This window comes from Catonella morbi ATCC 51271 (genome assembly GCF_000160035.2).
GTDB lineage: Bacteria > Bacillota > Clostridia > Lachnospirales > Lachnospiraceae > Catonella > Catonella morbi.
This window is the reverse complement of record NZ_KI535366.1, coordinates 637328-649798: the sequence shown is the minus strand read 5'-3', so window position 1 is coordinate 649798 and position 12471 is coordinate 637328. Positions and strand designations below refer to the sequence as shown.

The window sequence follows — 12471 nt, the reverse complement described above, 5'->3', positions numbered from 1 at the left end:
AATGAGATTAGGCTGTACACAGACGTTGGTGGTGGTTAAAAAGACGGACTTTGGCCTGTATTTAACGGATATAGAAAAAAAAGATAACAAAAACAGGGATGTCAAAGATGAGGTGCTGCTTCCTAAAAATCAGGTGACAGATGATATGAAGCCGGGCTCTGAAATAGAGGTATTTCTCTATAAAGATTCGGAAGATAGGATGATAGCTACCAAAATTGAACCGCTTATCAAGGTTGGTGAAATAAAAAAATTAAAGGTGAAGGAAGTTACAAAAATAGGAGCCTTCCTTGATTGGGGACTTCCAAAGGACTTGCTTTTACCTTTTAAGGAACAGATTTATGATATTAAAGCAGGAGATGATATCCTTGTAACAATGTATGTTGATTTAAGTGACAGACTTTGTGCAACCATGGATTTGTATTCAAGACTTTCTCTACTGCCTCCTTACCGGAAGGATGATATGGTAAAAGGAACGGTCTATCAGATACATGAGCAGTTTGGGGCCTATGTGGCAGTAGATAATAAATACTCTGCTTTAGTTCCAAAGAAGGAGCTTCATAAAGAACTTAAGGCAGGAGATGAGATAGAGGCGAGGGTACTTGAGGTAAAAGAAGACGGAAAGTTAGACCTTTCACTCAGACAGAAAGCCTATGTACAGATGGATTCGGACTCAGAGGTGATACTTCGGAAATTAAAGGCGGCAGGAGGAAACCTGCCTTATCAGGACAAGAGTGATGCTGAGGAAATAAAAAAAGAATTTAATATGAGCAAAGCTGCTTTTAAGAGGGCAATCGGAAGGCTGTATAAAGAGAGAGTTATTGTAATCGAAAAGGATGGAATAAGATTAGTGTAATAGTTATTGACAAGCATACATGATTGTGGCATAAATTATGTATACAAAGTATTTTGATTTAAAAAGGAGAGCGGTAAGTATGGAAGAAATTGTTATTGATTGCGGAGAAATGGCCACAAAAGCTATGGCTCATTCATATCTTGAAGGAGTTTTTAATCTTGAGGAAGATAGTATTACAGACACAGACACACTTTTGGAGTATTTGCTTTCAATAGAGGATTCAACAGAGATTACTTTTGAAGATGTTGACCTTCTTGAGATTAATCTGGGAGAATATGGTCAGGAAATTTTAGATACCTTTGAACAGGCTGAGCAGTCAAACGAGAACATTAAACTGGTATGATGAAAGCTTTTAGAAAATTTTATCCGGATTTAAGGAAAAATTCAATTTATGAGATTGATTTTAGCGGATTGTATAAGAAAGGTATAAGGGGGTTGATATTTGATATCGACAATACCCTTGTACCCCATGGTGCAGACGCTGATGAAAGAATCGAAAAATTGTTTGGTGAACTGAAAAAGATGGGATTCAAGACATTTTTACTGTCAAATAATAAATTAGAGAGAGTGAAAAGATTTAATGTAAATATTCGTTCTCTCTATATTTATAAGGCAGGGAAGCCAAATCCCGCAAACTATATCAAAGCCATGCGGATGATGGGCACAAAGAAAGAAACGACAGTATTTATAGGAGATCAGCTTTTTACAGATATCTGGGGAGCAAAAAAGGCAGGAATCGTATCTATTTTGCTTAATCCGATTGATAAAAAAGAAGAGATACAGATAGTTTTAAAAAGATATCTTGAAAAGATTGTATTAAATGCCTATGAAAAGGAAAGAAAATCAGAGGGCTGATATGAATATTACGGGACGTACAAGATTGCTTGCTTTGTTTGGTTCACCGGTGAAACATTCAGGTTCGCCGGCAATGTATAATTACAGTTTTGAAAGACTCGGACTGGACTATGTATATGTTGCGATAGATGTGGGCAGAGAAGGGCTGAAAGAAGCTGTTTCGGCTGCAAGGCTTTATAATATGCGCGGATTTAACCTGACAATGCCATGCAAAAATGATGTAATGTCTTATATAGATGAATTGTCTCCTGAGGCAAGACTTATAGGTGCGGTAAATACGGTAGTTAATGAGAACGGCAGGTTGATAGGCTATAATACAGACGGAACGGGTTTTGTAAAGAACCTCGAAGCTCATAATATTACCGTAAAAAATAAAAAGATTGTGGTTACCGGAGCGGGAGGTGCTGCAACATCAATTGTAGTACAGTTAGCCTTAGACGGTGCGCGTGAAATATGCATTTTCAATAAAAAGAGTGAATCTTTTAAGAGGATGCTTGAAACCATAGAAAGAATTAAGAAAGAAGTTCCGGATACAGTTATAAACATCTATGACATTTTAGATGAAACTAAATATACAGAAACTATTAAGCAGGCTGATATTTTTGTAAATGCCACTGTAGCCGGGATGAAACCGCTTGAAAATGAATCTGTGATTAAAGATATATCAGCTTTTCATAAAAATCTTGTTGTGGCCGATGTGGTCTACAATCCGATAGAAACCAGGCTTTTAAAAGAAGCCGGTAACGCAGGTTGTATCTGTATAGACGGAAAAGGGATGTTGTTGTGGCAGGGTGTATATGCTTTTAAGCTTTATACAGGGAAAGATATGCCGGTTGAAGAAGTAAGAAGCAAGTTCTTTTAGAAGAAAGGAGAGCCGACTATGGACGTAACTGTAAGAAACTTAACTATTGGTGAGGGCAAACCTAAAATCTGTGTCATTGTAATGGGAAGAAGCAAAGCAGAGGTGCTTGAAGCGGCAAAAAAGGCAGTAGAAAGCAAGGCGGATCTCATTGAGTGGAGAGCCGACAGTCTTACTGAGGGCGAATTTGATGAGGATTTTCATAATGATATTTTGACTGAAATGCGGGAAATTATCGGAGAAATGCCAATAATTTATACATTCAGAACCCTGCTTGAAGGCGGTAAGGAAATTGAAAACGAGAAATACAAGGATTTGATTCTTTCTGTTGCCAATGCAGGAATTATCGACCTTATTGATGTTGAAGTATTTTCATTTAAGTTAAAAGCAAGAGATATAATAGATGAAATCCATAGTTTCACAAATGTGAAGGTAATCGGTTCTTATCATGATTATGAGGGCACTCCCGATACTGCTGAATTGGTCTACAGGCTTTCTGTTATTGATAATTGTAATGCTGATATTCTTAAGATTGCAACCATGCCTCATAAGAAAAAAGATGTAATGAGAATAATGACAGCAACTATTCTCACTTACACCCGCCCTAATCCAAAGCCTATAATCAGTATAGCTATGGGAAATATGGGAAGAGTAACAAGACTTCTCGGAGGATTTACAGGCTCATCCATTACTTTTGCCAGTATAGGAAGGTCAAGTGCTCCGGGACAGATGGATATTGAAGAGGTAAGAGAAATATTAACTAAGCTGGATGAAGTATTATGATGAAAAACATAGTGCTGATAGGTTTTATGGGTTCGGGTAAGACTACGATAGGGAAGTCGTTGGAGGAAAAGACCGATATGGTCTTTGTGGATACCGATGAACTTATAGAAGCTTACGAGGGCTGTAAAATAAGTGAGATATTTGCAGATAAGGGAGAGGCATATTTTAGAAGGCTTGAAAACGAAACCCTTAAAAACCTGTTGGCAAGTACCGATAATAAGGTAATTTCAACCGGAGGCGGCATTATTATCAATCAGGCGAATATTCCGCTTTTAAAACAGCTCGGTAAGGTATTTTATCTAAGAATTAAGCCTGAGACAGTATTGGAGAGGCTTGAAGGAGATAAGACCAGACCTCTTCTTATCGGCGAAGATAAGCTTGTTAAGGTAGAACAGTTAATGACTGACAGAAAAGAATTGTATGAAATGGCTGCGGATAAAACTATTGACACTGACGGTCTTTCGGTAAGTGAAATAGTGGGCAAAATTTTGGAAGATTTTACTTGACAAGATGTGTGTATAGCTGTATAATAAATAGCTGTGACGGAATAACTATGCTATTATTCAGACAGGCCCGGACATCCTGTCAAGGTGATACATATTTTTTCTGACATAATAACAGACGAAGCAGCACATACTCCTTAATGTGCTTTTAACAATATTTTTGGGAGGAATAACCATGAAGACATTTATGGCTAACCCTAACAGCGTTGAGAAGAAGTGGTATGTAATCGATGCTGAGGGACAGACACTTGGACGCCTTGCAACAGAAGTGGCAAACCTTTTAAGAGGTAAGAGAAAGCCTGAATATACACCTTTTGTAGATACCGGTGATTATGTAATCGTTATTAATGCAAAGGGAATTAAGGTAAGCGGTAAGAAGCTTGACCAGAAGATTTACTATCGTCACAGTGATTATGTTGGTGGACTTAAGCAGAAAACTCTTAGGGAAACTCTTAATACAAAGCCAGAAGATGCTATTACTCACGCAGTAAAGGGCATGCTTCCAAACGGAACTCTTGGTAATAAGATGCTTACTAAGCTTCACGTTTATGCAGGTGCTGAATATGCACAGACAGCTCAGAAGCCTGAAGTTTATGAAATCAAGAGCAGATATTAATTAGAGTGAAGGGAGGATATTACATTGGCTACTGTTAAATTTTATGGAACCGGAAGAAGAAAAAGCAGTGTTGCAAGAGTATATCTTGTAGCAGGAACAGGTAAGATTGTAGTAAATAAGAGAAATATAGATGATTATTTCAGTCTTGAGACATTAAAGACTATAGTTCGTCAGCCACTTGCACTTACACAGACTGTTGAGAAGTTTGATGTTCTCGTTACAGTTCATGGTGGTGGAACTACAGGTCAGGCTGGTGCTATTCGTCATGGTATTTCAAGAGCTCTTCTTGAGGCAGATGCAGACTATCGTCCATCTCTTAAGAAAGCAGGTTTCCTTACTCGTGATTCAAGAATGAAGGAAAGAAAGAAATACGGACTTAAGAAAGCTCGTAAAGCTCCACAGTTTAGCAAGCGATAACTTATTATTAAAATTACATCCCATAAATTCAAGAGAAATCTTGAGTTTGTGGGATTTTTCTTTGACTGCGTTTCTTGACGTTTCTCTTTGATGGTAACACACTAGTAACAAAGTGAGGTGCTAATTTGTAATAAAAATAAAGTAAGATAACTTATTGATTTTAATTGTAAAGTTAGGTATGATATAGCAGGTTATAAATGAACTAAAATATCTTATTGCTTGAGGAGGTAAATATGTATGAAAAAATTTGGCTTTAATCAATTTCAAATTAAAATATTTATGGCATTACTTATGGTAACGGACCATTTAAGCCTTGTACCCGGGCTGATTTCCGGTGATTTAATCGGAATATTTCATATATTAACCAGATGTGTGGCGGTTTGGTTTGCTTATGGAGCTGTAGAAGGAGTGCTATATACCCACGATATAAAAAAATATATATACCGCTTATATGGGGCGGCAGCAATTATGTTTTCGGGAAATATTTTACTTGGACTTTTATTTGCCTCAAAGCAGATTATGATTTCTAATAATATTTTCTTAACGCTTGCAATCGGAGTAACTATAGTGGCGGCATTGAAGTATATAGACACTAAATCTACCAGATACATTGTAGTTGCAGTGAATTTTGTTGTAGGTTTTGTAATTGGAGAAGGCGGCTATCTGATACTTCCGTTTATGATAATCACCTATTATACCTATAAAAACGCGAAGCTCAGAAATATCTTATATATAGTACTTGCAGCGGTTATTTGCGCTATATTCTTTGTTCCTTATGATACTGTGACAGCGACGGTGAAAATGCTTGCCTATAATTCTGATTTTATGTTTATAACGGTAATTCCGTTTCTATATCTTTACAATGGAGAACATGGACCGTACACCAAGTTTAGTAAATATTTCTTTTATGTATTCTATCCGGCACATTTATGGATATTGACTATAATTGCATACTTTGTTTCTTGATTTTAAAACACATAATCCGGCTTGATATCAGAGTTAGATTATGTGTTTTTGTATTTTGATAAACAGTGGTATAATTTACTAAAAAATGATATAATCAGCACATATATATGACACAAGTATCAAAAGTATAAAAATTCTGTACAAGCTTGCTTGCAAAAGAATTTATTATCTTTTGACACGCACATCATATATATGAGATTATTATACAAAAATCTCAGTATTGAAACTAAAGTATAACTTTGAAAGGGGAAGCAATCATAGATTGCACAAAATGAGTATGGGGAAAGAAATATTAAATATCTCTTGTCCGAGTTGCGGCTCACCGGCAAAGTTTGATATTGTTCATCAGATTTACAGGTGTGCCTCTTGCGGAGGTAAGGTAGAGATTGAAAAGGCGCGTCAGGACAAACTGGAATTTCAGGATAATCAGTTTAAAAGATTGAAAGAGTCTGCTAAGGACTATTCCATGTCCACCACATCCTGTACAGGCTGTGGAGCTACATTGGTATTTGAAAAGGATGAAGCTGTATCAAATTGTACATTTTGTGGGCGAAGTCTTGTCCGAAAGGACTATGTCTTTGATGAAAAAATGCCTCAAAATATTATACCGTTTGCGGTCACAAAAGATGAAGCTGAAAATATTCTTAAAAAATGGTGCAACGAAAATAAACATAAGCCTGAATCAAAATATTTGATGAAGCGAATAAAAGATTTAAAGGGCTATTATTTACCTTATGAGATGGTTAGAGGCCCTGTGAGATGTAAGGTAAGCAGAGCCGGAGAAACCGGTTATTTTCAAGCTGACGGATATTTAAATGATGAATTTGTTAACTGCTCTTCGCAGATGGATAACAGAGTTTTAGACTGCATGGAGCCATTTAATCTTGATAATCTTCAGGAATTTGATTTTTCTTATGTTGCAGGACAACGTATAAAGATTTCCGATATAGACGAAAAAGAGATTGATAATAGACTTGATAATGAAACTTCCGAGAATTACAGGGGAGGAATGGCGAAAATCTGGGGGACAAAAAGCCTTACAATACACTCTAAGGTAGATAAGGTGGTAAATATACCTGTACTTCTTCCTGTGTACTATATTTCAGATAAAAAAAGCATTGTTGCAATAAACGGACAAACCGGGAAAATTAGTGTACGTGCCGAAAAAGAATCAAAATATGTAGCATATCCATGGTGGATTGGGGGACTTTTGACCTTTATCATAACCTGTGCGGGGCTTTATACTGCTGTTACTTTAGGAAGCGGAGATTCAAATTCTGCACTGGCTATAACCGGAATGTTGGGACTGATTTATCTTCTTATATTTTTTGCTATGTTTGAGAGTGACGGAAACAACTGGTTCAGTATAAAACATTATAGAGCTATCTTCACTTCGGGTGAGCAGACTTATAAAAGAGAAGGAGAAAAACTGGTTCTTAGAGAAGACATAATTAAGCGTAAGATAGAAGAACCGGTATTTAAGTTGATATTAGGAGGTAAAGAGAAGGTTGTCACCTTGGTTTTCAAATCTTTTCCGAGAATATTTACTATGATTATGAAAGCCCTTTTGGTTCTTTTCCTACCGGTAATTATTGCCCTGGTTATAAACGGATTTGATTTTGAAAGGCTTTATCTTGCGGGTTCAGGAATCTGGTTTTGCATTGCAGTGCCTACTATACCGGTATATTTTATAAAATTCGGAATTCAGGCTCTTTACTCAGATCCTTGGGTATATTTCATAGATGAGAAAGGGAAAAAGAAACGCTATAAAGAAAAAAAAGAAGTCAATGCAGAAGAGGTTGTAAAAGACATATTCTTTGCACTATTTTCATTTCCGCTTTGTCTTATTACCTGGTTTGCCTTACTCAGTTTTGTTATGACAATATATTTTACGGCTTTTGGAGCGGATTAATATTTGAGAATGATTTTTAATTATTCGTTGTTAAAACAACATACTCTTCCTGCAGATTATATTATTCTTAGCATATAAAATCACAAGTAGGAGGAAGATACAATGTCAAAGAAAATAGATTTTAGTAAAACAGTATTTGAATTAACCAATGAATACCCTGAAATAAAAGACATAATGGTAGAACTTGGTTTCACGGAAATAGTAAAAGAAGAACTGAGAAATTCGATGGGAAAGATTATGACTATCCCTAAGGGAGCTATGGTTAAGGGTATTCCGATGCCTGATATAATAGCTGCATTTATGGCGCATGGTTTTGAACTTACAGGTGAAATGCCTGTTATGGCAGGAAAAGCGGAAGCTGAACAGCCTGTATCAAATGAAGAAAAGCCTAAGACACGTACAGAGCAGTTGAAAGATTATCTTAAGAGACTTGGAAAAGGTGAAGATCTTGAGGCAGTAAGAGCGGACTTTGTCAAGAATTTTGCTTCTGTAGAGGCTTCTGAAATTATGAGAGCAGAGCAGGAACTTATAAAAGAAGGAACTCCGATTACAGAAATTCAGAAGCTTTGTGACATTCATTCAGCGCTTTTTCATGGAGCGACCAAAGAAGAGAAGATTGCCAATGCTGAAAAAGCTGTAGAAGCTTCTCTTATGAAGGAGAAAATAGCAGCCGAACTTGCAAAGCGTGATTCATTTCCTAAGAAAGATTACTCAGATAAACATGAGCGTGCGGCAGAGCTTGTAAAAATTACAGGTCATCCGCTCTATACATTTACAAAGGAAAATGAAGCTCTTACAGCTCTTTTGGAAGAATATAAGACTACAAGGGCTGAAGAAACCTTTACTAAGATTCGTGATATTTCAATCCACTATGCGAAGAAGGGGGATTTATTATATCCTCATCTTAAGGTAAAATATGGGGTTTCGGGACCTTCAGCCGTTATGTGGACAGTAGATGATGAGATTCGTGATGAACTGGGAAAACTTGCTAAAATAACCGAAAGAAATGAAGAGTGGAATAATCAGACAGACGCTGTACTTAAACGTGCAGAGGAGATGATATACAAAGAGCAGAACATTCTCTTCCCGATTTGTGCGGTGAATTTCACGGAAGATGAATGGTTTGGTATTTACCAAGATTCAAAGGATTATGCTCTATGCTTCGGTGTTGAAAATGCTCAGTGGGAAGAAGCTGAAAATGTTAAAACAGAAGTGAAAGCCGGCTCAGAAAATGAGATAGTAATGCCCGGAGGACATATGACGGTGCCTCAGCTTACAGCTCTCTTAAATACAATTCCGGTGGAGATTACTTTTATAGATGAAAATGATATCAATCGTTTCTTCAATGAAGGCCCTAAGGTATTTAAACGCCCGGGGATGGCGATTGACAGAGATGTGTATTCCTGCCATCCGCCTAAAATAGAGCCTATGGTTCGCTCTATTTTAGATGATTTTAAGAGCGGTAAGAGAGACAGTGTACAGATTTGGATGGATAAAGGCGGCCGTACAATGCTTGTAACCTATATGGCAGTCAGGGATAAGTCAGGAAAATATCTTGGCACTACAGAAGTAGTCCAAGATATGGAATTTGCTAAAGAGCATTTTCAGAAGTAAGGGTAAATTCATTTTTCTTAAATGAAATAAGCCCGTCTTTCTGCATTTTACTAAGTTCATTTGAAAGGGCACTGCGGTCCACCCCTAAGTAGTCAGCAAGCTGCTGGCGGTCGAAAGGAATGGTGAAATGAGAGTTACCGTTGACCATAGCCTGCTCAGACAGGTAGGACAGCAGTTTGTCACGCATGGATTTCGGAGCGGTATGCATCATTCTGGTAGAAAGATTTAAGCTTTTCTGAGCTGATATGCGAAGAAGGTTATGTATCAGCCTTTGATGAAATACGCAGCCGTGGCTGCAGGTAGTAAGGAGTTTGGTTAAGTCCAAAAAAAGAACTTCGCAGGGCTCGGCAGCAACTACATCACAGATTAATTCCCTGCCGGGGATGGCAGCATAGTTTTCGGCAAATATCATTCCCTTTTCTACATGGCCGAAGATATTGCTGTTTCCCCAGTAAAAATTAACCACGATATTTACACTGCCGGATTCTACCAGCCCGATTTCATGCACCACACTTCCGGCTCTGAAAATTATCTCATTTTTTTTATAGGACTTTTCTCTTGCGCCAAGGCAGGAGAGAAGTCCTTCAATTTCGTTTTCTTTTACTCCATGAAAAAGAGGAGTATTGGAGAGAAAAAAATTATTCATATATCCACCTTTTAGTTGTTATAACAACATAATTTTTTATTGAATTATAGTAGAATATAAAGATTAAGTCAAGAATCAAATAAAATGTCGAAGGGAGACAAAGATATGAGTTTATTTTTAGGTCCTATTCACTATTGGTTATATAATAAGATTGGAAATCAGGAGAGGCTGACATCTGTAATTGCTGCAAAGGCTAAAGAAAAGGATTGGATTACAGATACTGATTCTTATACTAAAGAACTTCCGGATTTGGAAACAGCTATTGATGAAAGCAATATTCATGGATGGCTTCAGGAGCAGATAATAGATGCTGAAAGCCGTTTTGCATCATTAGTTATTGAGATTAAAAAGCAGGGAATAAATTTAGAGGAATTGGAAAGTATAGCCTTTGATTTTGGAAAGGAAAATTTACCTGGTTCAAAAGCTGATGTAACTGAAATTTACAGGCATTTTGAAGATTTTTTTGTAAACGGTATGCCTTGTGATCACATCAATATCGTTACTGATAAAAGTGAGAATCAGCTTTCATGGGAAATGGATCAGGATATTCATGGGCAGTATTGGATCGGCGGAGATGTTGCAGATTACTATAAACTACGTAAGGCGGTAATGGATGGAATGCTTGCGGAACTTGACTATGTGGTGGAAGCAAGTGATTTGTATCATTACACTATTCGCAGAAGATAATTATCGGGTAGAATTATGTTAAATTTACAAAGCATTATTGAATAATTTATTAAAAGAGACTAGAATGGTAGAGGGTGTAGATTCTTTACCATTTTATTTTATGATACAAGTGTCAAAAGTATAAAAATTCGATGCAAGCTTGCTTGCAAGAGAATTTATTATCTTTTGACACGCAAAAAATATGAGTAAGTAGCCATTTTTTGCAAAAAAATGAGCGGATTACGAATATTTGTGCAAGGATTGCGGGAAGCGAAGCTGTAGCAATCCTGTATCAATGGGTGTCAAATACTTTTGATACTCACATCATTTTATAAGGAGACAGGAAAATGATAGAAGAACAAGCTGTACTTAGGACGGAAAGTGACTCCATAGGTGAAAAAAAGGTGCCTGAGAACGCTTATTATGGGGTGCAGTCTTTAAGGGCTGCAGAAAACTTTCATATTACAGGCCTTAAAATGCATCCTGAACTTATAAGAAGTCTTGCATTTATAAAAAAGGCTGCGGCAATATCCAATCACAGAGTAGGTCTTTTAAGTGATGAAATTGCGGATTCAATAATAAAAGCCTGTGATGAAGTAACACAGGGGAATTACTGGAAGGATTTTATAGTAGATCCTATCCAGGGAGGAGCGGGAACTTCTATTAATATGAATGCCAATGAAGTTATTGCAAACAGAGCAATAGAACTGCTTGGCGGAAAGAAGGGTGATTATTCTTTTGTTCATCCCAATGATCATGTTAATTATGGACAGTCAACCAATGATGTCATACCGACAGCAGGTAAAATGACTACTTTACGTCTGTTAGACAGGTTAAAGAACGAACTTTTAAGACTGCATACCGCTCTTTGTAATAAGGCGATGGAGTTTGACCATATTATCAAAATGGGAAGAACACAGATGCAGGATGCGGTTCCAATTAGGCTCGGACAGGAATTTAAGGCTTATTCCGTAGCGGTAATGCGTGATATAAACCGCATGGAAAATGCAAAAGAAGAGATGCGTTTGGTAAATATGGGCGGAACGGCTATCGGGACGGGAATTAATGCGGATAAAGGTTATATGGAAATAATAACGCCCGTGCTTTCTGAGGTTTCGGGAATCAAGTTTGAGCAGGCGGGTGACCTTATAGATGCAACTCAAAACATAGATTCATTTGTATCTGTATCAGGTACAATTAAGGCCTGTGCGGTTACACTCTCAAAGATGGCCAATGATTTAAGGCTTATGTCATCAGGACCTCGTGCGGGTTTTAATGAAATTAACCTTCCCGCAAAGCAGAATGGTTCATCCATTATGCCGGGTAAGGTAAACCCTGTAATTCCTGAGGTTGTAAATCAGGTTGCCTTTAAGGTAATAGGAAATGATATGACTATAACCATGGCGGCAGAGGGAGGACAGCTTGAGTTAAATGCGTTTGAACCGGTTGTTTTTTATTGCCTGTTTGAGTCAATAGACATACTTGCAAGTGCGGTTCAAACCTTTGTAGATAACTGCGTAACAGGAATTACGGCTAATGAAGCCCGTTGCCAGGAGCTTGTAGACCACAGCGTAGGGGTAGTTACTGCCCTTTGTCCGTATCTTGGTTACAAGAAATCGGCAGAACTTGCAAAGAAGGCACTTCAGTCCAATAAGTCAGTTAAAGACCTTATACTTGAGGAGAAAATTCTTACCGCCGAAGAAGTTGACAGTATCCTTGATCCGGTTAATATGACTGAACCGATTTCTTTAAAGGCTAAAAGCATTAAGGTTTAACCGGAA

General features: G+C 37.4%; 14 protein-coding genes. 13 read left to right on the top strand and 1 reads right to left on the bottom strand.

Annotated features, from left to right (window positions below; translation table 11 throughout):
- The first annotated feature begins 1 nt into the window (after nt 1).
- From GCWU000282_RS02885 to GCWU000282_RS02835, 11 genes are all read left to right on the top strand, one after another.
- Nucleotides 2-853 (top strand): CvfB family protein, encoded by an 852-nt coding sequence (locus GCWU000282_RS02885; RefSeq protein ID WP_023353498.1) that lies wholly within the window; start codon nt 2-4, stop codon nt 851-853.
- A 79-nt stretch (nt 854-932) separates the two neighbouring features.
- Complete coding sequence (locus GCWU000282_RS02880) at nt 933-1196, top strand: barstar family protein (protein ID WP_035039116.1); 264 nt, start codon at nt 933-935, stop codon at nt 1194-1196.
- Entirely contained in the window at nt 1193-1708 is a 516-nt protein-coding gene (locus GCWU000282_RS02875) for a YqeG family HAD IIIA-type phosphatase (protein WP_023353496.1), read from the top strand. The genes GCWU000282_RS02880 and GCWU000282_RS02875 overlap by 4 nt, the downstream gene beginning before the upstream one ends.
- 1 nt (nt 1709) lies before the next feature.
- A complete protein-coding gene (gene aroE / locus GCWU000282_RS02870; protein ID WP_035039113.1) occupies nt 1710-2570 on the top strand; it encodes a shikimate dehydrogenase in 861 nt (286 codons plus the stop codon).
- A gap of 18 nt (nt 2571-2588) precedes the next feature.
- Nucleotides 2589-3350: a type I 3-dehydroquinate dehydratase gene (aroD, locus tag GCWU000282_RS02865; RefSeq protein WP_023353494.1), complete on the top strand. Its 762-nt coding sequence runs from the start codon at nt 2589-2591 to the stop codon at nt 3348-3350.
- Nucleotides 3347-3856: a shikimate kinase gene (locus tag GCWU000282_RS02860; RefSeq protein ID WP_023353493.1), complete on the top strand. Its 510-nt coding sequence runs from the start codon at nt 3347-3349 to the stop codon at nt 3854-3856. Before aroD ends, GCWU000282_RS02860 begins: the two co-directional genes overlap by 4 nt.
- 172 nt (nt 3857-4028) lie before the next feature.
- Nucleotides 4029-4469: a 50S ribosomal protein L13 gene (gene rplM, locus GCWU000282_RS02855; protein WP_023353492.1), complete on the top strand. Its 441-nt coding sequence runs from the start codon at nt 4029-4031 to the stop codon at nt 4467-4469.
- A gap of 24 nt (nt 4470-4493) precedes the next feature.
- On the top strand, nt 4494-4886 hold the full coding sequence (rpsI, locus tag GCWU000282_RS02850; protein ID WP_023353491.1) for a 30S ribosomal protein S9: 393 nt from the start codon (nt 4494-4496) through the stop codon (nt 4884-4886).
- A 237-nt stretch (nt 4887-5123) separates the two neighbouring features.
- A complete protein-coding gene (locus GCWU000282_RS02845; protein WP_023353490.1) occupies nt 5124-5852 on the top strand; it encodes a TraX family protein in 729 nt (242 codons plus the stop codon).
- A 262-nt stretch (nt 5853-6114) separates the two neighbouring features.
- Entirely contained in the window at nt 6115-7764 is a 1650-nt protein-coding gene (locus GCWU000282_RS02840; RefSeq protein ID WP_156913105.1) for a hypothetical protein, read from the top strand.
- A gap of 102 nt (nt 7765-7866) precedes the next feature.
- Nucleotides 7867-9378, top strand: a complete 1512-nt coding sequence (locus GCWU000282_RS02835) for a DUF438 domain-containing protein (RefSeq protein WP_023353488.1) — start codon at nt 7867-7869, stop codon at nt 9376-9378.
- On the opposite strand, the gene GCWU000282_RS02830 is transcribed toward GCWU000282_RS02835, so the two are convergent.
- Entirely contained in the window at nt 9356-10024 is a 669-nt protein-coding gene (locus GCWU000282_RS02830) for a Crp/Fnr family transcriptional regulator (protein ID WP_023353487.1), read from the bottom strand. The genes GCWU000282_RS02835 and GCWU000282_RS02830 overlap by 23 nt on opposite strands.
- 105 nt (nt 10025-10129) lie before the next feature.
- On the opposite strand from GCWU000282_RS02830, the gene GCWU000282_RS02825 reads away from it, so the two are divergent.
- A complete protein-coding gene (locus GCWU000282_RS02825; protein ID WP_035039107.1) occupies nt 10130-10711 on the top strand; it encodes a hypothetical protein in 582 nt (193 codons plus the stop codon).
- A gap of 326 nt (nt 10712-11037) precedes the next feature.
- The gene (locus tag GCWU000282_RS02820) at nt 11038-12465 is read left to right on the top strand and encodes an aspartate ammonia-lyase (RefSeq protein WP_023353485.1); all 1428 of its coding nucleotides are present in this window, start codon (nt 11038-11040) and stop codon (nt 12463-12465) included.
- Nucleotides 12466-12471: the final 6 nt, after the last annotated feature.

Bases quoted from the DNA above. Each gene is read 5' to 3' on its own strand.
- GCWU000282_RS02880 (WP_035039116.1), top strand. From the start codon at position 933: ATGGAAGAAATTGTTATTGATTGCGGAGAAATGGCCACAAAAGCTATG.
- GCWU000282_RS02820 (WP_023353485.1), top strand. From the start codon at position 11,038: ATGATAGAAGAACAAGCTGTACTTAGGACGGAAAGTGACTCCATAGGT.
- GCWU000282_RS02845 (WP_023353490.1), top strand. From the start codon at position 5,124: ATGAAAAAATTTGGCTTTAATCAATTTCAAATTAAAATATTTATGGCA.
- GCWU000282_RS02875 (WP_023353496.1), top strand. From the start codon at position 1,193: ATGATGAAAGCTTTTAGAAAATTTTATCCGGATTTAAGGAAAAATTCA.
- aroD (WP_023353494.1), top strand. From the start codon at position 2,589: ATGGACGTAACTGTAAGAAACTTAACTATTGGTGAGGGCAAACCTAAA.
- GCWU000282_RS02825 (WP_035039107.1), top strand. From the start codon at position 10,130: ATGAGTTTATTTTTAGGTCCTATTCACTATTGGTTATATAATAAGATT.
- GCWU000282_RS02860 (WP_023353493.1), top strand. From the start codon at position 3,347: ATGATGAAAAACATAGTGCTGATAGGTTTTATGGGTTCGGGTAAGACT.
- GCWU000282_RS02835 (WP_023353488.1), top strand. From the start codon at position 7,867: ATGTCAAAGAAAATAGATTTTAGTAAAACAGTATTTGAATTAACCAAT.
- GCWU000282_RS02885 (WP_023353498.1), top strand. From the start codon at position 2: ATGAGATTAGGCTGTACACAGACGTTGGTGGTGGTTAAAAAGACGGAC.
- rplM (WP_023353492.1), top strand. From the start codon at position 4,029: ATGAAGACATTTATGGCTAACCCTAACAGCGTTGAGAAGAAGTGGTAT.
- aroE (WP_035039113.1), top strand. From the start codon at position 1,710: ATGAATATTACGGGACGTACAAGATTGCTTGCTTTGTTTGGTTCACCG.
- GCWU000282_RS02830 (WP_023353487.1), bottom strand. From the start codon at position 10,024: ATGAATAATTTTTTTCTCTCCAATACTCCTCTTTTTCATGGAGTAAAA.